The organism is Escherichia sp. TW09308 (assembly GCF_000208565.1).
GTDB lineage: Bacteria > Pseudomonadota > Gammaproteobacteria > Enterobacterales > Enterobacteriaceae > Escherichia > Escherichia marmotae.
This window is the reverse complement of the sequence record NZ_AEME01000001.1, coordinates 4002949-4021901: the sequence shown is the minus strand read 5'-3', so window position 1 is coordinate 4021901 and position 18953 is coordinate 4002949. Positions and strand designations below refer to the sequence as shown.

General features: G+C 50.3%; 21 protein-coding genes and 1 other annotated feature. Of the genes, 8 read left to right on the top strand and 13 right to left on the bottom strand.

All coding sequences use genetic code 11. The features are described 5' to 3' along the window. Window positions 1-33 precede the first annotated feature (33 nt). The 3 genes from gndA to wzzB all read left to right on the top strand — a co-directional run bounded on the left by gndA (window position 34) and on the right by wzzB (window position 3977). Window positions 34-1440 (top strand): NADP-dependent phosphogluconate dehydrogenase, encoded by a 1407-nt coding sequence (gene gndA, locus ESM_RS0119480; RefSeq protein ID WP_000043462.1) that lies wholly within the window; start codon window positions 34-36, stop codon window positions 1438-1440. Window positions 1441-1687: 247 nt separating this feature from the next. Further along, window positions 1688-2854 (top strand): UDP-glucose 6-dehydrogenase, encoded by a 1167-nt coding sequence (ugd, locus tag ESM_RS0119475; RefSeq protein WP_000704841.1) that lies wholly within the window; start codon window positions 1688-1690, stop codon window positions 2852-2854. 145 nt (window positions 2855-2999) lie between these two features. After that, entirely contained in the window at window positions 3000-3977 is a 978-nt protein-coding gene (wzzB, locus tag ESM_RS0119470) for an LPS O-antigen chain length determinant protein WzzB (RefSeq protein ID WP_001261965.1), read from the top strand. 182 nt (window positions 3978-4159) lie between these two features. Here wzzB and hisIE read toward each other — a convergent pair whose 3' ends face one another. From hisIE to hisL, 9 genes are all read right to left on the bottom strand, one after another. Further along, window positions 4160-4771: a bifunctional phosphoribosyl-AMP cyclohydrolase/phosphoribosyl-ATP diphosphatase HisIE gene (gene hisIE, locus ESM_RS0119465; protein WP_000954922.1), complete on the bottom strand. Its 612-nt coding sequence runs from the start codon at window positions 4769-4771 to the stop codon at window positions 4160-4162. Then, on the bottom strand, window positions 4765-5541 hold the full coding sequence (hisF, locus tag ESM_RS0119460) for an imidazole glycerol phosphate synthase subunit HisF (RefSeq protein WP_000880156.1): 777 nt from the start codon (window positions 5539-5541) through the stop codon (window positions 4765-4767). Before hisF ends, hisIE begins: the two co-directional genes overlap by 7 nt. Further along, window positions 5523-6260: a 1-(5-phosphoribosyl)-5-[(5-phosphoribosylamino)methylideneamino]imidazole-4-carboxamide isomerase gene (gene hisA / locus ESM_RS0119455; protein ID WP_000586477.1), complete on the bottom strand. Its 738-nt coding sequence runs from the start codon at window positions 6258-6260 to the stop codon at window positions 5523-5525. The genes hisF and hisA overlap by 19 nt, the downstream gene beginning before the upstream one ends. Further along, window positions 6260-6850, bottom strand: coding sequence for an imidazole glycerol phosphate synthase subunit HisH (gene hisH / locus ESM_RS0119450; RefSeq protein ID WP_001103560.1), 591 nt, complete (start codon window positions 6848-6850; stop codon window positions 6260-6262). The genes hisA and hisH overlap by 1 nt, the downstream gene beginning before the upstream one ends. After that, on the bottom strand, window positions 6850-7917 hold the full coding sequence (hisB, locus tag ESM_RS0119445; RefSeq protein ID WP_000080113.1) for a bifunctional histidinol-phosphatase/imidazoleglycerol-phosphate dehydratase HisB: 1068 nt from the start codon (window positions 7915-7917) through the stop codon (window positions 6850-6852). Before hisB ends, hisH begins: the two co-directional genes overlap by 1 nt. Further along, window positions 7917-8987, bottom strand: a complete 1071-nt coding sequence (hisC, locus tag ESM_RS0119440; RefSeq protein WP_000108968.1) for a histidinol-phosphate transaminase — start codon at window positions 8985-8987, stop codon at window positions 7917-7919. Before hisC ends, hisB begins: the two co-directional genes overlap by 1 nt. Beyond that, window positions 8984-10288 (bottom strand): histidinol dehydrogenase, encoded by a 1305-nt coding sequence (gene hisD, locus ESM_RS0119435; RefSeq protein WP_000009579.1) that lies wholly within the window; start codon window positions 10286-10288, stop codon window positions 8984-8986. The genes hisC and hisD overlap by 4 nt, the downstream gene beginning before the upstream one ends. Window positions 10289-10293: 5 nt before the next feature. Beyond that, window positions 10294-11193 (bottom strand): ATP phosphoribosyltransferase, encoded by a 900-nt coding sequence (gene hisG, locus ESM_RS0119430; protein ID WP_000131781.1) that lies wholly within the window; start codon window positions 11191-11193, stop codon window positions 10294-10296. 46 nt (window positions 11194-11239) lie between these two features. Further along, window positions 11240-11363 (bottom strand) — a sequence feature (His leader region). Then, window positions 11339-11389, bottom strand: coding sequence for a his operon leader peptide (hisL, locus tag ESM_RS1000000127190; protein ID WP_001364200.1), 51 nt, complete (start codon window positions 11387-11389; stop codon window positions 11339-11341). (Overlaps the previous feature by 25 nt.) A gap of 426 nt (window positions 11390-11815) precedes the next feature. On the opposite strand from hisL, the gene ESM_RS0119425 reads away from it, so the two are divergent. The 4 genes from ESM_RS0119425 to plaP all read left to right on the top strand — a co-directional run bounded on the left by ESM_RS0119425 (window position 11816) and on the right by plaP (window position 15240). After that, a complete protein-coding gene (locus ESM_RS0119425; protein WP_000754761.1) occupies window positions 11816-12640 on the top strand; it encodes an SDR family oxidoreductase in 825 nt (274 codons plus the stop codon). 45 nt (window positions 12641-12685) lie between these two features. Beyond that, the gene (locus tag ESM_RS0119420; RefSeq protein WP_000803328.1) at window positions 12686-13615 is read left to right on the top strand and encodes a LysR substrate-binding domain-containing protein; all 930 of its coding nucleotides are present in this window, start codon (window positions 12686-12688) and stop codon (window positions 13613-13615) included. A 214-nt stretch (window positions 13616-13829) separates the two neighbouring features. Next, window positions 13830-13892, top strand: coding sequence for a membrane protein YoeI (yoeI, locus tag ESM_RS1000000128555; RefSeq protein WP_097433929.1), 63 nt, complete (start codon window positions 13830-13832; stop codon window positions 13890-13892). Then, complete coding sequence (gene plaP, locus ESM_RS0119415) at window positions 13882-15240, top strand: putrescine/proton symporter PlaP (RefSeq protein ID WP_000019194.1); 1359 nt, start codon at window positions 13882-13884, stop codon at window positions 15238-15240. The genes yoeI and plaP overlap by 11 nt, the downstream gene beginning before the upstream one ends. Window positions 15241-15314: 74 nt before the next feature. On the opposite strand, the gene sbcB is transcribed toward plaP, so the two are convergent. Then, on the bottom strand, window positions 15315-16739 hold the full coding sequence (sbcB, locus tag ESM_RS0119410; protein ID WP_000132555.1) for an exodeoxyribonuclease I: 1425 nt from the start codon (window positions 16737-16739) through the stop codon (window positions 15315-15317). A gap of 181 nt (window positions 16740-16920) precedes the next feature. Here sbcB and ESM_RS0119405 point away from each other — a divergent pair, with 181 nt between their 5' ends. Then, window positions 16921-18099, top strand: coding sequence for a tyrosine-type recombinase/integrase (locus tag ESM_RS0119405; protein ID WP_001007945.1), 1179 nt, complete (start codon window positions 16921-16923; stop codon window positions 18097-18099). Here ESM_RS0119405 and ESM_RS0119400 read toward each other — a convergent pair. From ESM_RS0119400 to ESM_RS01000000125385, 3 genes are all read right to left on the bottom strand, one after another. Beyond that, complete coding sequence (locus tag ESM_RS0119400) at window positions 18080-18271, bottom strand: helix-turn-helix transcriptional regulator (RefSeq protein ID WP_000132739.1); 192 nt, start codon at window positions 18269-18271, stop codon at window positions 18080-18082. The genes ESM_RS0119405 and ESM_RS0119400 overlap by 20 nt on opposite strands. A 77-nt stretch (window positions 18272-18348) precedes the next feature. Beyond that, window positions 18349-18693, bottom strand: coding sequence for a hypothetical protein (locus tag ESM_RS0119395; protein WP_001281192.1), 345 nt, complete (start codon window positions 18691-18693; stop codon window positions 18349-18351). Window positions 18694-18719: 26 nt separating this feature from the next. Continuing rightward, window positions 18720-18887: a hypothetical protein gene (locus tag ESM_RS01000000125385; RefSeq protein ID WP_000545717.1), complete on the bottom strand. Its 168-nt coding sequence runs from the start codon at window positions 18885-18887 to the stop codon at window positions 18720-18722. Window positions 18888-18953: the final 66 nt, after the last annotated feature.

Below are 18953 nucleotides of genomic sequence, written 5' to 3'. Positions count from 1 at the left end.
GACGATAGTTTCTCACCCTGACAGGAGTACACAATGTCAAAGCAACAGATCGGCGTAGTCGGTATGGCAGTGATGGGACGCAACCTTGCGCTCAACATCGAAAGCCGTGGTTATACCGTCTCTATTTTCAACCGTTCCCGTGAAAAGACGGAAGAAGTGATTGCTGAAAATCCAGGCAAGAAACTGGTTCCTTACTATACGGTGAAAGAGTTTGTTGAATCTCTTGAAACGCCTCGTCGCATCCTGTTAATGGTGAAAGCAGGTGCAGGCACGGATGCTGCTATTGATTCCCTCAAGCCATATCTCGATAAAGGTGACATCATTATTGATGGTGGTAACACCTTCTTCCAGGATACTATTCGTCGCAACCGTGAGCTTTCCGCAGAAGGCTTTAACTTCATCGGTACGGGTGTTTCCGGTGGTGAAGAGGGCGCGCTGAAAGGCCCTTCCATCATGCCTGGTGGTCAGAAGGAAGCCTATGAACTGGTTGCGCCAATCCTTACCAAAATTGCTGCAGTGGCGGAAGATGGTGAACCTTGTGTAACCTACATCGGCGCTGATGGCGCGGGTCACTATGTGAAGATGGTTCACAACGGTATTGAATACGGTGATATGCAACTGATTGCTGAAGCCTATTCTCTGCTGAAAGGTGGCCTGAATCTCTCCAACGAAGAACTGGCGCAGACCTTTACCGAGTGGAATAACGGTGAACTGAGCAGCTACCTGATCGACATCACTAAAGACATCTTCACCAAAAAAGATGAAGACGGTAACTACCTGGTTGATGTGATCCTGGATGAAGCAGCAAACAAAGGTACTGGTAAGTGGACCAGCCAGAGTGCACTGGATCTCGGTGAGCCTCTGTCGCTGATCACTGAATCAGTGTTTGCACGTTATATCTCTTCTCTCAAAGATCAGCGCGTTGCCGCGTCTAAAGTACTGTCTGGCCCACAAGCACAGCCAGCAGGTAACAAAGCTGAATTCATCGAGAAAGTTCGCCGTGCGCTGTATCTGGGCAAAATTGTTTCTTACGCTCAGGGCTTCTCTCAACTGCGTGCCGCGTCTGAAGAGTACAACTGGGATCTGAATTACGGCGAAATCGCGAAGATTTTCCGTGCTGGCTGCATCATCCGTGCGCAGTTCCTGCAGAAAATCACCGATGCTTACGCTGAAAATCCGCAGATCGCTAACCTGCTGTTAGCCCCGTATTTTAAGAAAATTGCCGACGACTACCAGCAAGCGCTGCGTGATGTAGTTGCTTATGCAGTGCAGAACGGCATACCAGTACCAACCTTCTCTGCAGCGGTTGCTTACTATGACAGCTATCGTGCCGCAGTGCTGCCAGCGAACCTGATCCAGGCACAGCGTGACTATTTCGGTGCGCATACTTATAAGCGCATTGATAAAGAAGGTGTGTTCCATACCGAATGGCTGGATTAATCTGATCTAACCAACAATAAATTGAGGCCCGGCGTATATTGCGCCGGGCTTTTTTTTACCAATTATCTTATAGACTAAATTTTACTGCTTAATATTGACCTAATAAATATCAGCTACTCTCATAAAGAAAATCTGAATTGTTTTTCGTTGCGTTGACCAGTCATCATCGTAGCGTTAAAACTTTTAACTCTTATCAGGATGCTAAAAACATCATGATTCACAGTTAAGTTAATTCTGAGAGCATGAAATGAAAATCACCATTTCCGGTACTGGCTATGTAGGCTTGTCAAACGGACTTCTAATCGCACAAAATCATGAGGTTGTGGCATTAGATATTTTACCGTCACGCGTTGCTATGCTGAATGATAAGATATCTCCTATTGTTGATAAAGAAATTCAGCAATTTTTGCAATCAGACAAAATACGTTTTAATGCCACATTAGATAAAAAAGAAGCCTACCGGAATGCTGATTACGTAATCATCGCAACCCCGACTGATTATGATCCTAAAACCAATTATTTCAATACATCTAGCGTAGAATCTGTCATTAAAGATGTTACAGAAATAAACCCTTATGCAGTAATGGTTATCAAGTCCACGGTTCCGGTAGGTTTTACGGTCACGATGCAAAAAAAATTCAATACTGAGAACATCATTTTCTCCCCAGAATTCCTCCGGGAAGGTAAAGCCCTTTACGATAACCTTCATCCGTCACGTATTGTCATCGGTGAGCGTTCAGAACGCGCAGAACGCTTTGCTGCGTTATTACAGGAAGGCGCGATTAAGCAAAATATCCCGACTCTGTTTACCGACTCCACTGAAGCAGAAGCGATTAAACTTTTCGCTAATACCTACCTGGCAATGCGTGTGGCGTACTTTAACGAGCTGGATAGCTATGCAGAAAGTTTAGGTCTGAATACGCGTCAGATTATCGAAGGCGTTTGTCTCGACCCGCGCATAGGTAATCACTATAACAATCCGTCATTTGGTTATGGTGGTTATTGTCTGCCGAAAGATACTAAACAGTTACTGGCGAACTACCAGTCTGTGCCGAATAACCTGATCTCGGCAATTGTTGATGCTAACCGCACGCGTAAAGATTTTATTGCTGATGCTATCTTGTCGCGTAAACCTAAAGTAGTAGGAATATATCGTCTGATTATGAAGAGCGGTTCAGATAACTTCCGCGCGTCTTCCATTCAGGGGATTATGAAGCGTATCAAGGCGAAAGGTGTGGAGGTGATCATTTATGAGCCGGTGATGAAAGAAGACTCATTCTTCAACTCTCGCCTGGAACGTGATCTCGCCACCTTCAAACAACAAGCCGACGTTATTATTTCCAACCGAATGGCAGAAGAGCTTAAGGATGTGGCAGACAAGGTCTACACCCGCGATTTGTTTGGCAGCGACTAACCTTCTGTAATCAGGGCGATTTTCGCCCTGATTGTCTTTTGTTACCCACGTAATAATTCATTATTTTTATCACTTATCCTATAGCATTCATGAAGATTATCGCTACACTATGCGAACCTGAAATTTTCCGTCAGTTAGGGTAATGATGAGAGTTGAAAATAATAATATTCCTGGGCAAAACCATGACCCGGAACAGATTGATTTGATTGATTTACTGGTGCAGTTGTGGCGTGGCAAGATGACTATCATCATCTCTGTCATTGTAGCGATTGCCCTGGCAATAGGGTATCTGGCCGTTGCCAAAGAAAAATGGACTTCCACAGCTATCGTTACTCAACCTGATGTGGGACAAATCGCGGGTTATAACAATGCCATGAATGTGATTTATGGTACGGCTGCGCCGAAAGTGTCTGATATCCAGGCGACGTTAGTTGGTCGTTTCAGTACGACATTTTCTGCATTAGCAGAAACGCTGGATAATCAGGAAGAACCCGAAAAACTGACTATCGAACCTTCTGTTAAAAACCAGCCATTACCCCTGGTTGTTTCTTATGTCGGGCAAACGCCTGAAGGTGCGCAGAAACAGCTAGCTCAATATATTCAGCAAGTTGATGAACAGGTGAATGAAGAGCTGGAAAAAGACCTGAAAGACAACATCGCACTGCGTGTGAAAAACTTGCAGGATTCTTTGAAGACGCAGGAAGTGGTGGCACAGGAGCAGAAAGATCTGCGTATCCGTCAGATTCAGGAAGCGTTGCAGTATGCGAATCAGGCGCAGGTCGCAAAGCCGCAGATTCAACAGACGCAGGACGTGACGCAAGATACGATGTTCCTGTTGGGGAGCGAAGCGCTGGAGTCGATGATTAAGCACGAGGCGACCCGTCCGCTGGTTTTCTCGCCTGGTTACTATCAGACTCGTCAAAACCTGCTGGATATTGAAAGTCTGAAGGCTGATGATCTTGATATTCATGCTTATCGCTATGTTATGAAACCGACGTTACCTGTGCGTCGCGATAGCCCGAAAAAGTCTATCACTCTGATTCTGGCTGTGCTGCTGGGCGGTATGGTTGGCGCGGGGATTGTGCTGGGACGTAATGCGCTGCGTAATTACAACGCGAAGTAATCTTTTCGGTTTTAAACAAAATGGGCAGGGTGGTGACACCTTGCCCATTTTTTTGCCGAATGTGATGCTGGCGCATCTTATCCAGCCTGCGTGTGCAGAGAGAATGTGTAGGCACGATAAGCTTGCGCATCGGGCAATGGCTCCGGATGCGACAACAATATCGCATCCGCTTACCCCGTAACTCACTGATGCCGTTTGCGCAGGTTTTCAATCACCGTCGTTAAATCCAGATCCTGATCCTGCAACAACACCAGCAGGTGATACATCAAGTCAGACGCCTCGTTAGTCAGCTCAAAGCGGTCATGTACTGTCGCGGCCAGTGCGGTTTCCACGCCTTCTTCTCCTACTTTCTGCGCGATGCGTTTGGTGCCACTGGCATACAGTTTGGCGGTGTAGGAGGTTTCCGGATCGGCAGATTTGCGTTCAGCGAGCAGTTGTTCAAGCTGGTAGAGAAACAACCACTGGTGAGCGGTATCGCCAAAACAACTGCTGGTGCCTTTGTGGCAGGTTGGGCCGATGGGATTCGCCAGCACCAGCAGGGTGTCGTTGTCGCAGTCCGGTGCAATGCTGACTACGTTGAGGAAGTTCCCCGACGTTTCACCTTTAGTCCACAGTCGCTGTTTGGTGCGTGAGAAAAAAGTGACTTTGCCGCTTTCGATGGTTTTATCCAGCGCTTGCGGGTTCATGTAGCCCAGCATTAACACTTCGCCAGATACCGCGTGTTGCACAATCACTGGCATCAGTCCGTCGGTTTTTTCCCAGTCCAGTTCGCGGCGTTGTTGTTCTGTTAACATATCCTGATCTCCACGCCCTGTGTTGCCAGGTACGCTTTTAATTCACCAATATTGATTATTTGTTTGTGGAATACGGAAGCTGCCAGCGCGCCGTCAACGTCGGCATCGCGGAAGGCTTCAAGGAAGTGTTCCATAGTGCCTGCGCCACCGGAGGCAATCAGCGGGACGTGGCAAACTTCACGCACTTTTTTCAGTTGTTCGAGGTCGTAACCGTTACGCACGCCGTCCTGATTCATCATGTTGAGGACGATTTCTCCGGCTCCGCGTTTTTGCACTTCCTGTACCCAGTCGAGCGTTTCCCACTGCGTAACGCGGGTACGGCTTTCATCGCCGGTATATTGATTAACGTGATATTTGCCGGTTTCGGCGTCGTACCAGGTATCAATACCGACCACAATACACTGCACGCCAAAACGATCTGCCAGACGGGTGATCAATGTCGGATCGGCCAGTGCAGGGGAGTTGATGGAGATTTTATCCGCGCCAAAGGAAAGAATTTTCGCGGCGTCATCCAGCGACTTAATCCCACCCGCCACGCAGAACGGAATGTCGATCACTTCCGCCACGCGAGATACCCAGCTTTTATCTACCACGCGGCCATCGCTGGAAGCGGTGATATCGTAGAACACCAGTTCGTCTGCACCTTCTTCGGCGTAGCGTTTTGCCAGCGGCACAATATCGCCAATGATTTCATGGTTGCGAAACTGTACGCCTTTCACCACCTGACCATCACGAACGTCAAGACACGGAATTATGCGTTTTGCCAGCATGCGATGGCCTCCTTCACGGTGAATTTACCTTCCAGTAATGCCCGGCCAACTATTACGCCGCGCACGCCAGTGCCACGCAGAGCCGCGACATCTTCAATGTTGCCAATACCGCCGGAGGACTGAAACGCCACCTGTGGATATCTGGCGCACACTTCTTCATATAAAGAGACGTTAGAACCTGCCAGCGTGCCGTCGCGCGAGATATCGGTACACAGCACATGTTTCAGGCCGACGGGCAGATAGGTTTCCACCAGTTGTTCCAGCGAAACGCCTGAGTTCTCTTGCCAGCCGCTGACCGCCACCTGTTTGTTGCCTTGCTCGTCAATACGGACATCCAGCGCCAGCACTAACGCATCGGCTCCGAAGCGTTCAAACCAGCCTTTCACCACATCAGGTGATTTCACCGCGGTGGAGCCAACCACCACGCGCGCAACGCCTGCTTCCAGTAACGCCGCCACGTCTTCTTCGCTACGCACGCCGCCGCCAACCTGCACCGGAACGTTAACGCCCGCGACCAGGGTTTTAATCAGCGGGATTTGACGTTTAGCCGGATTTTTTGCCCCGGTCAGATCCACCAGGTGCAGCACTTCAGCACCTTGGGCGGCGTAATCCTGTAAGCGCGGCAGCGGGTCGTTGCCATAATCACGCTGCTTGCCGTAATCGCCCTGATGGAGACGCACCACGGTGCCGTCGATTAAATCTAATGCCGGAATAATCATCACATCTCCAGGAAGTTTTTCAGCAACTTAGCGCCAGCGGCACCGGAGCGTTCCGGGTGGAACTGCACGCCATAGAAGTTATCTTTTTGTACCGCCGCGGTGAACGGTTCGCCGTAGTTGCACTGGGCGATGGTCCACGGATTGACCGGCATGGCGTAGCTGTGAACAAAGTAAAAGTACGCGCCGTCTTCAATCCCCTGAAACAGGCGGTTGCCAGCCTGTGGGTAAACGCGGTTCCAGCCCATATGCGGCAATGGCAGACCAAAGTCGGTCATTTTCGGTACATCCTCGTCGATGATGCCCAGCAAATCGACGCCGTTGCTCTCTTCGCTGCGTCGCCCCAGCAGTTGCATTCCTAAACAGATGCCCAGCACCGGTTGAGTACAGGCTTTGATGAGATCAAACAGCTCGCGCTCACGCACCTGATCCATCGCCGCTTGTGCAGTGCCGACGCCAGGTAAAAAAAGTTTATCGGCCAGCAACACGACGTCCGGGTCACGGCTGACCTTTGGTTCATAGCCGTGACGCGCAATGGCAGACTTCACCGAGTTCAGGTTGGCGCAGCCGGTATCAAGGATCACCACGTTCATTACAGCACTCCTTTCGACGAGGGCAGGGTGTCACCTTCCACGCGGATGGCCTGGCGCAGGGTGCGACCAAAGGCTTTGAACAGGCTCTCTACACGGTGGTGATCGTTTTTACCTTTGGTTTTCAGGTGCAGGGTCACGCCCATGGTGTATGAGAGCGAACGGAAGAAGTGTTCGATCATTTCGGTGCTGAGATCGCCCACGCGCTGGTAGGTAAACTCAGCTTTATATTCCAGGTGCGGGCGACCAGAGATATCCAGCGCGCAGCGTGCGAGGCATTCATCCATCGGCAAGACAAAACCAAACCGGCAGATGCCGCGTTTGTCGCCAAGGGCAATTTTTAACGCTTCGCCCAGCGCCAGCCCGGTATCTTCGACGGTGTGGTGATCGTCAATATAGAGATCGCCTTTAACGTTGATTTCCATACGGAAACCGCCGTGGGTGGCAATCTGATCCAGCATGTGATCAAAGAAACCAACACCAGTGTTAATCTTGCTGCCACCTTCGCGATCCAGCCATACCTGAACGTCAATCTGTGTCTCTTTAGTGTTGCGCACTACGTGGGCATAACGATCGCGTTTAGTGAGTTGCTCACCAATCATCGGCCAGTTCAGGGTTTCGCGGTTGTAGCGTAAACCATTAATACCCATGTTTTCAGCAAGTTGAATATCGGTCGCACGATCGCCAATCACGTAACTGCTGGCGCGATCCATCGCCTGCTCAGCGAGATAACGCTCCACCAGTTTTACCTTCGGCTTGCGGCAGTCACATTCATCGTCGGGCAGGTGCGGGCAAATCAGCACTTCATCAAACTGCACGCCTTGCGAGGTAAAGATCTGCATCATCAGATTGTGCGGGCCATCGAAATCCGCCTGCGGGAAACTTTGTGTTCCAAGACCATCCTGGTTGGTGATCATCACCAGCTTATAGCCTGCTTTTTGCAGCTTCAGCAGTTCCGGGATCACGCCCGGTTCAAAGGCGAGTTTGTCAAAACGGTCCACCTGAAAATCACTCGGCGGCTCGCTAATCAGGGTTCCATCGCGATCGATAAAAAGATACTTCTGACTCATCAAACTTGCTCCGCACGTAAGGCGTCAATGACGCGCTGGCTTTCTTCACGGGTTCCGACGGTAATTCGCAGGCAGCCGCTTAAAGAGGGTTGTTTATTCTGATCACGTAAGATAATGCCCTGATCCCACAAAGATTTAAACACTGCGCTGGAGGCTTTAAAGCGCGCCAGAATGTAGTTGGTTTCGGAGTCGAAAACCTGCCCCACGCAGGGGATCTCTTTCAGTGCGGCAATCAGGTATTCGCGTTCTGCAATAATTTGCGCCACTCGTTCGCGCATGGCGACGATCCCCTGCGGGCTTAACGCCTGTGCCGCAATGTCGGCAACCGGCGTTGAGAGTGGGTAGGGGGCGATCACTTTCATCAGCAGGTTGATGACTTCTTCGTTTGCCAGCGTAAACCCACAACGGAGACCCGCCAGAGCAAAAGCTTTCGAAAGGGTGCGCAAAATAGCCAGGTGTGGATATTCCGCCAGCCAGCCCGCCAGCGATGCCTGCGGGCAAAACTCAATATAGGCTTCATCGGCAACCACAATGGCTTTTCCGCGGGTTAACTCCAGCAGAGTGCGAAAATCTTGCGGATTGATCAGTTGCCCGGTCGGGTTGTTAGGGCTGCAAACATAAACCACTTTCACGCCGTCCAGCTTGTCGGAAATCCCCTGCAAGTCCAGTTGCCAGTTTTCCAGCGTCGGCACCGTGCGACACTCGACGCCAATGGTTTCGGCGCTGACGCTATACATGCCGTACGTTGGCGGGCAATAGAGGATGGCATCTTTACCCGGTTCACAAAAGGCGCGAATCAGTAGTTCAATGCCTTCGTCTGCGCCGCGGCTGACCAGCACTTGTTCCGGTTTTACGCCGGCATATTGCGCGTAATTTTCAATAACCGCTTTTGGCTGACATTCCGGATAGCGGTTGAGCGTTTGCTGAGTGAGCTGAAACTCCACGGCTGTAGGATATTCGTTGGCGTTCAGCCAGACATCGCCGTTACCGCCCAGTCGACGCGCTGACTGATATGGCGTCAGGTTGCGGACGTTTTCACGCGCTAAATCGGTAATAGTCACGGTGCTCATGCTTGCTCCTTAAGGGCGTTGACACGTAAAGTCACGGCATTTTTGTGGGCTGTCAGGCGTTCGGCGGTAGCCAGCGTTTCAATGGTCGAAGCCAACGCAGAGAAACCCTCTTTCGACAATTCCTGCACGGTCATGCGCTTCTGGAAATCCGCCAGTCCGAGGCTGGAACAGGTGGCGGTGTAACCGTAAGTCGGCAGCACGTGGTTGGTGCCGGAGGCGTAGTCACCTGCCGATTCCGGTGACCAGTCACCAAGAAATACCGAACCGGCGCTGGTGATGCTATCGACCAGTTCGCGGGCGTTGCGGGTTTGAATAATCAGGTGTTCCGGGCCGTACTGATTGGAGATTGTCACGCACTGCGCTAAATCGTTGGTCACAATCAGGCGGCTGGTGAGCAGTGCCTGGCGTGCAGTTTCAGCACGCGGTAACTCTGCAAGTTGACGTTCTACAGCTTCGGCAACGCGGCGTGCCATATCGGCGTCGGGCGTCAGTAAGATCACCTGTGAATCCGGGCCGTGCTCAGCCTGAGAGAGCAAATCTGAAGCCACGAAGTCCGGCGTTGCGCCGCTATCGGCAATCACCAGCACTTCCGACGGGCCTGCGGGCATATCGATTGCTGCACCGTCCAGACGCTGGCTCACCTGACGTTTCGCCTCAGTCACAAAGGCGTTACCCGGTCCGAAAATTTTGTCCACTTTCGGCACGGATTCAGTACCAAAGGCCAGTGCGGCAATGGCTTGTGCGCCACCGACGTTAAACACGTCCTGCACGCCGCACAGTTGCGCCGCGTAGAGGATCTCATCGGCAATCGGCGGCGGTGAGCACAGCACCACTTTATTACAACCGGCAATACGCGCTGGAGTCGCCAGCATTAATACGGTTGAGAAGAGTGGGGCAGAGCCGCCAGGAATATACAAACCCACTGAAGCTACCGGGCGGGTGACTTGCTGGCAACGTACGCCTGGCTGGGTTTCGACATCTACCGTCGGCAGTTTTTGCGCATTGTGGAAGGTTTCAATGTTCTTTACTGCTACCGCCATCGCCTGTTTCAGGTCGTCGCTCAGGCGTTCGCAGGCTGCGGCGATTTCTTCAGCAGACACTTTCAGCGCGGTAACCTTGGTTTTATCAAACTTCGCGCTGTATTCCCGTAAGGCGTCATCGCCGCGTGCTTTCACGTTATCTAAAATTTCACGGACGATACGGGTGATGCTTTCAGAGGCGGAGATCGCCGGGCGCATTAACAGTTGGCGTTGTTGCTCCGCAGTACAGTTATTCCAGTCAATGATTGTGTTAAAGCTCATGGCTATTACTCCATCATCTTCTCAATTGGCAGGACCAGAATCGAACTCGCGCCCAGTTCCTTCAGTTTTTCCATCGTTTCCCAGAACAGGGTTTCGCTACTCACCATGTGCATGGCGACGCGCTGTTGATCACCCGCCAGCGGCAGAATGGTTGGTCGTTCGGCACCTGGCAGCAGGGCGATGACATCATCCAGACGCTCGGTTGGTGCATGCATCATGATGTATTTCGATTCACGCGCCTGAATTACGCCCTGAATACGGGTCAGTAGCTTGTCGATTAGTTGCTGTTTGGATTCTTCCATTTCACCATCGCGCTGGATCAGGCAGGCTTTCGAGCGGTAGATAACTTCCACTTCGCGCAGGCCGTTGGCTTCCAGGGTGGCACCGGTGGAAACCAGATCGCAAATCGCATCCGCCAGTCCGGCGCGCGGGGCAACTTCGACAGAACCGTTCAATAAGCAGGATTTGAAAGAGATACCTTTCTGGTCGAGATAACGCTTGAGCAAGTGAGGATAAGAGGTGGCGATACGTTTACCGTTTAAGGAGAGCGGGCCGTCCCAGGCTTCATCAACGGGCGTTGCCAGTGAAAGGCGACAGCCACCGAAATCAAGACGGCGCAGGGTAAAGTAGCGCGGATCTTCACCCTGGGCGCGGCGGTTGAGCAACTCTTCTTCCAGTACGTTCTCACCGATGATCCCGAGGTCTACCACGCCATCCATTACCAGACCGGGAATGTCGTCGTCACGCACGCGCAGAATATCAATCGGCATGTTTTCTGCCATCGCGATCAGGCGCTGGGTGTGAAGATTAATTTTAATGCCGCAGCGCGCCAGCAATTCGCGTGAATCATCACTTAAACGGCCGGATTTTTGCATAGCTATGCGTAAACGAGTGTTGTCTGTCATTTTCTTATTCCTCTTTTAACCTGTCTGAATCGTTATCAACCGCGCAATAAAAAAGCCCCCGGAAGGTGATCTTCCGGGGGCTTTCTCATGCGTTCATGCACCACTGGAAGATCTGAATGTCTTCCAGCACACATCGCCTGAAAGACTAGTCAGGATGATGGTGATGATGGTGGTGTTTAAATTGAACGCGTGTCATAAAAATCTCTGTGAATGTTTATTCAACTGATGCCTTTTAACCTAAACCACTTTCACGATAGAAAGCAAGGGCTTTTTTATATATTTTGCGGCGATAGATTTGTTTAATGAATGAGCAGGGAAAGAAGGGCGCTAAGAGTGACTACGTTAAAAAAAGTAATCGTGAAAATATGTCTTTAAAGCCCTCAAGAACATTGTGTTCTGTAACTAAAGTGGCCTTTGTTCATGCCGGATGCGGCGTGAACGCCTTATCTGGCCTACAAATGTTGCCTAAATTCAATATATTGGTGTTTTTGTAGGCCTGATAAGCGGAGCGCATCAGGCAATTGTACATTTGCTAACAGATTCGATTCATTCATAGAATGAATTGTCAGTTTTGATACGCTGGCGTAGCCTTATAGATCTAAGGTGTATCAGGAGAAAACGGATGAAAAAGGTCGCAATTGTCGGGTTAGGGTGGTTAGGTATGCCGCTGGCGATGTCACTTTCAGCGCGGGGCTGGCAAGTCACCGGGAGTAAAACCACACAAGATGGCGTCGAAGCGGCCCGAATGAGTGGGATTGATAGCTATACGCTTCGCATGGAACCCGAGTTAGTTTGCGATTCTGACGATCTGGATGCCCTGATGGATGCTGATGCGTTGGTCATTACGCTTCCGGCACGGCGCAGCGGTCCTGGCGACGAGTTCTATTTGCAGGCAGTGCAAGAGCTGGTAGACAGCGCGCTGGCTCACCATATTCCCCGCATTATTTTCACCAGTTCAACCTCTGTCTATGGCGATGCGCAAGGCATAGTAAAAGAAACCACACCACGCAATCCCGTGACCAACAGTGGACGAGTGTTAAAAGAACTCGAAGACTGGCTGCACAATTTACCTGGTACTTCGGTCGATATTTTGCGTCTTGCTGGCCTGGTGGGGCCGGGGCGTCATCCAGGGCGCTTCTTTGCCGGAAAAACTGCGCCAGACGGTGAATATGGTGTCAATTTAGTTCACCTGGAAGATGTTATTGGCGCTATCACTCTGTTGTTACAGGCACCTAAAGGCGGACACATCTATAATATATGTGCGCCAGCTCACCCTGCGCGTAATGTTTTCTATCCGCAGATGGCCCGTTTACTGGGGCTGGAACCTCCGCAGTTCAGAAACAGCCTGGACAGCGGCAAAGGTAAAATTATTGATGGCAGCCGGATCTGTAATGAATTGGGATTTGAATACCAGTATCCCGATCCACTGGTAATGCCGCTGGAGTAAAGCATCACGCCAGCAGAATGCCGCATACACCGCAAGGGGGCGTGTATGAAACCACTGCTGGATGTGTTGATGATCCTCGATGCCTTAGAAAAAGAGGGCAGTTTTGCGGCGGCGTCAGCCAAACTGTACAAGACGCCGTCTGCGCTGAGTTACACCGTTCATAAGCTGGAAAGTGATCTTAATATTCAATTGCTTGATCGCAGCGGTCACCGCGCTAAATTCACCCGCACCGGAAAAATGTTATTAGAGAAAGGGCGGGAAATTCTTCACACTGTTCATGAGCTGGAAAAACAGGCAATAAAACTTCACGAAGGCTGGGAGAACGAGCTGATTATCGGGGTTGATGACACCTTTCCTTTTTCTCTGCTTGCGCCGCTTATTGAACTCTTTTATCAACATCACAGTGTAACGCGGTTGAAATTTATCAATGGCGTGCTCGGTGGTTCCTGGGAGGCGCTGACCCAGGGCCGGGCAGATATTATTGTCGGCGCTATGCACGAGCCGCCATCTTCCAGCGAATTTGGTTTTTCTCGTCTGGGTGATCTGGAGCAAGTGTTCGTTGTGGCACCCCATCATCCGTTAGCGCTGGAAGAAGAACCGTTAAATCGACGAATCATTAAACGATATCGGGCGATAGTCGTCGGTGACACTGCGCAGGCAGCCGCGTCTACAGCTTCACAAATACTTGATGAACAAGAAGCTATTACCGTATTTGATTTTAAAACCAAGCTGGAGCTGCAAATCAGTGGTCTTGGTTGTGGTTATTTACCCCGTTATCTGGCGCAACGCTTTCTTGATAGTGGTGCATTAATCGAGAAGAAAGTGGTCGCGCAAACCCTCTTTGAACCTGTCTGGATTGGCTGGAACGAACAAACCGCAGGGCTTGCCAGTGCGTGGTGGCGAGACGAGATTTTAGCAAATAGTGCTATCGCCGGTGTTTATGCAAAATCTGGTGACGGAAAATCAGCCATTTAAATAAAAAATCATCTGTCAAGCCCCTCATTCTCTTGTCATTTACCCCCCATTTAGGCACAATGCGCCGCTGTCAAAAAATGACTAAAAACCGACGTTTTATCCGCGTCGGTTATTTTTTGCTTCAAACCAATCATTCATACCAAGAGGCCGGGCTTCGTACCGGATAGATATTTACTAAAAATCGACAGTTGTTGTCGCTGAGGAATCCAAAAAAATGGGGCAATTTTTTGCTTACGCGACGGTTATCACCGTAAAGGAGAATAACCATGTCGCATAACGTTACTCCAAACACCTCTCGCGTGGAATTGCGTAAAACGCTTACGTTAGTTCCGGTTGTAATGATGGGTCTTGCCTATATGCAGCCGATGACGCTGTTTGATACTTTTGGTATCGTTTCAGGCCTCACGGATGGTCATGTGCCGACAGCCTATGCGTTCGCATTGATTGCGATCCTGTTCACGGCTCTGAGCTACGGGAAGTTGGTTCGCCGCTATCCTTCTGCTGGCTCTGCGTACACTTACGCCCAGAAATCTATTAGCCCGACCGTTGGCTTTATGGTGGGTTGGTCTTCTCTGCTCGACTATCTGTTCGCGCCGATGATCAACATCCTGTTGGCGAAAATCTATTTTGAAGCTCTGGTGCCTTCCATCCCATCGTGGATGTTTGTGGTGGCGCTGGTGGCCTTTATGACTGCCTTTAACCTGCGTAGCCTGAAATCCGTAGCGAACTTCAACACCGTCATTGTGGTGTTGCAGATTGTGCTGATCGCGGTGATTCTGGGCATGGTGGTCTACGGCGTATTTGAAGGTGAAGGCGCTGGTACGCTGGCGAGCACCCGTCCGTTCTGGTCTGGCGATGCGCATGTCATCCCGATGATTACCGGTGCGACGATCCTGTGCTTCTCCTTTACCGGTTTTGACGGCATCAGCAACCTGTCGGAAGAAACCAAAGATGCAGAGCGCGTGATCCCGCGTGCGATTTTCCTGACCGCGCTGATTGGCGGTATGATCTTCATCTTTGCGACCTACTTCCTGCAACTGTACTTCCCGGATATCTCTCGCTTTAAAGATCCGGATGCGTCACAGCCTGAAATCATGCTGTATGTTGCGGGTAAAGCGTTCCAGGTTGGCGCGCTGATCTTCTCCACCATTACCGTACTGGCGTCTGGTATGGCGGCGCACGCAGGCGTAGCGCGTCTGATGTACGTGATGGGGCGTGACGGCGTGTTCCCGAAAAGTTTCTTCGGTTATGTACACCCGAAATGGCGTACTCCGGCGATGAACATCATCCTGGTTGGTGCGATTGCTCTGCTGGCAATCAACTTTGACCTGGTAATGGCAACGGCGCTGATTAACTTTGGTGCGCTGGTGGCGTTCACCTTCGTCAACCTGTCGGTTATCTCGCAGTTCTGGATCCGTGAGAAGCGTAACAAGACGCTGAAAGATCACTTCCAGTATCTGTTCCTGCCGATGTGTGGTGCGCTGACCGTTGGTGCGCTGTGGGTTAACCTGGAAGAAAGCTCGATGGTTCTGGGGCTGATCTGGGCGGCTATCGGTCTGATTTACCTGGCTTGCGTAACTAAGAGCTTCCGCAACCCGGTTCCGCAGTACGAAGACGTTGCATAATTTTATAAAACCGGGTGGTGTCATCATCCGGTAAGTCTCAAAAAGCCGGAGTTTAACGCTCCGGCTTTTTTGTATCAGACGATCTCTTCCGCGTACTGCCAAAGCGCCTTTAACAGTGCCACTTTCTCTTTATCATCGGCATATTGCTGCGCCAGCATCTGCAGTTCATCAGCATAGCCTTGCAAAAACTCTGGAGTGAAGACCTGACGGCGATGCTCCAGCCAGCGTTGCTGTTCGGCGTAATCTAACGTGCCGGGGAAGTTACGCGCCCGATAATTGAACAACAGCTTCTCTATGCGTTTATCGACAAAGGTGATATCCAGTGCCGGTAAGTTACGTGGCTCGGTTTCCAGCACAATTTTCATTGCCGCGCGATCGGCGTCACTGAAAAAGCCATTATAAAGCTGGGCATCCACGTTATCTGAAGGCATAAACGGTTCGGCTTCAGCAAATATTGCCACCACTTTTTCGCGCACTTGCGGGTTTTCACGCAAAATTTTCAGGTTATCAAGGCAATGCTGACGATTAATTCCCAGACGGTCGGCATCCTCCGGGCGAAGTGTATTCGCCTGTGCCAGCACCGGACATTTATTAATATGCACCAGCTTAACCGGGACTGCGGCGTTATTGCCCAGATCGGCTTTTGCGGTATACAGACGCTCGCGCAGCATGTCGCTATCCAGTTCCAGTAATGGCGAAATATCTCCAGCTAAATCCACCATAATCACGGCATTGCGATTTTCAGGATGCCACGCCAGCGGCGCAACCCAACTGGTATTGCCGCGCCACGCACCAAACATGCCGGAAACGTGCACCAGTGGTTTCATCTGTGGCACATCAATCAATGCCATCAGTTTGTGCTTATTACGATGGGTAAAGAGATAATCAAACAGGCGTGGCTGACGCGTTTTCACCAGCTTCGCCATCGCGATAGTGGCGTATACATCGGCCATCGCATCGTGGGCGTTGCTATGCTCTATACCATTCGCTTTGGTTAAATGTTCAAGACGAAAACTCGGCAGACCGTCATCATTTTCAGGCCAGTTGATCCCCTCCGGACGTAGGGCATAACAGGCACGCATGACGTCCAGCAGATCCCAGCGAGAGTTATCATGCTGCCAGCTCCAGGCATAGGGATCGTAGAAATTACGATAAAAAACATTGCGCGTGACTTCGTCGTCGAAACGCACATTGTTGTAACCAAGAATGCAGGTTTTCGGTACGGTAAAAAGCGAGTGGATGCGGGCGGCAAAGGCGGCTTCGTTTTCTCCTTTCGCCCGTGCTTCCTGCGGTGTGATGCCGGTGATTAACACCGCCCCTGGTTGAGGTAAATAATCATCAGCAGGTTTGCAGTAAAAGACTTCTGGTTCGCCAATGATATTGAATTCGCTATCGGTGCGAATGGCGGCAAACTGCGCAGGGCGATCTAACGCGGGGTGCGTGCCAAAGGTTTCGTAATCGTGAAAGAGGAAGGTAGGTTGTTTATCTGTGTCTGTCATTGTCTAGCATTGTCCACTGTAGTTAATTAACTGTCTGTTATAACTCGAAAAACAACCATTTTTTCACCTGAGTATGTCTACGAACGTCAAATATAGTTGTTTACTGTGCGCTGTTGTCCATGTGATATTGTGTACCAGATGTGTACCAAACTATTATTTCTGAGCGTACCAAATATTATTTATGGCTATAAGCGACACAAAACTGCGTACTATTTATGGTAAACCATATTCGGGCCCACAAGAAGTGGCTGATGCCGATGGCCTCAGCGTACGAATTTCACCGAAGGGGGTCATCCAGTTCCAGTACCGCTATCGCTGGGATGGCAAGCCTAATCGACTTGGGCTTGGTCGATACCCATCCCTGTCTTTGAAGGATGCCAGACAGATCACTGCTGACTTGCGAAAGCTCTATTTCTCAGGAACGGATCCACGCACCTATTTTGAAGAGAAGGTGGAGAACTCCATGACGGTCGCTCAGTGTCTCGACTACTGGTTCGACAACTACGTCTCTACAACTCTCAGAGAAAAGACCCAGGCACTTTACCGATCAACGGTTATGAAGCGCATGCATGACGCCTTTCCTAATCGTCCGGCATCTTCTATCACGGTTAAGCAATGGGTTGACCTGCTTACCGAAGAAGAAAGAGATAATCCACGCCGAGCAAGGCAGGTGCTAAGTCAACTAAGATCAGCAATAAGTTGGTGCATGCGGCGTCAGTTGATAGATAGTTGCGCAATTATGAGCATCCAACCAAGGGACTTCGGCTCCCGCGCTGAGGTAGGGGATCGGGTACTGTCGTATCACGAACTGGCTAAGATTTGGCTTGCTATTGAAAGAAGCCGTGCGTCTACGTCAAATAAGCTCCTTCATCAGATGCTTATGCTGTGGGGGGCGAGGCTCTCAGAGCTTAGGCTGGCAACAAAGACAGAATTTGACCTGCTGGACAACGTATGGACCGTACCGAAAGAGCATAGCAAGATGGGTAATGTTATCCGCCGTCCAATCTTCGAACAAATTAAGCCTTTCCTCGAAAAGGCCATGACAACGTACAATGATGTTCTTTTCCCTGGAGAAGACATAAACAAACCGATCAGCATCGCTGCAGCCAACCGATTCGTAAATAGAATAAGGGGAGGGATGGATCTAGGTTACTGGCGAACACATGATTTCAGAAGAACGCTTGTTACACGTCTGTCCGAGATGAATGTCGAGCCTCATGTTACTGAGCGAATGCTCGGTCATGAACTTGGCGGGATAATGTCCGTATACAATAAACACGATTGGATAGAGGCTCAGCGCAAAGCGTATGAGCTTCACGCTGATAAATTGTTCTGGCACATCAGGAGCATTTCTGATTAACGCCACCGTTAAGAATCCACCCTTCAACAGCTTCACGAAGGTATGATTTGGGGTGGGTTCTGACTGGCTTCGGAAATCCGTGCCGTTTGGTATAGTTCCAGATTGTCTGACGTGATGAAACACCGAGCTTGTTCATCACTTCTTTCTCAGGAATCAGGCTGGTATCGGTCATCTTAATTCTCCAGGCAAAAAGAAACCGCCATATAGCGGCTCTATCAGATATGTACAGGCCTCATCGAGTGTGAGGCGTTAGTCCTTGCGTAGCTCGCTGATTCTTCTGTAAGTCTCTGGTGCTTTGTTTCCGTGTATCTTCATTTCAGACTTCAACAGAGCAACGAGGGAATCCCATTCGTTGAGGATTCCTTTGAATGCCGGAACGCGCTTTGCAACCTTGTCGAATGAATCTCTGATTTCTGGGATCTGCTCAACCAGTGCAACGCATCGTCGGAAATCGGCTGCGTCATGTGGAGCGCCGAAGTGATGACCATAGATATTCTTTTTCAGTCCACATGCGATTGAGGCAAGAGTTGCGCTACTGATGCCGACATCGCCAGTCGATTGCCATTTCAAAACCTTCATAGCCAAATCTGACATTTCTTGTCTCCAATAAAAAACCGCCATCAGGCGGTTTGGTGTTCATTCAGTTCTTCAATTTGAATATTGGTTACTTCTGCATGTGCTATCTGCGCCCATATCATCCAGTGGTTATAGCAGTCATTGATATCCTCTGCTTCGATAACTCTGTCGAATGGCTCTCCATTCCATTCACCTGTGACTCGAAAGTGCATTTATCATCTCCATAAAACAAAACCCGCCGTAGCGAGTTCAGATAAAAGAAATCCCCGCGAGTTCGA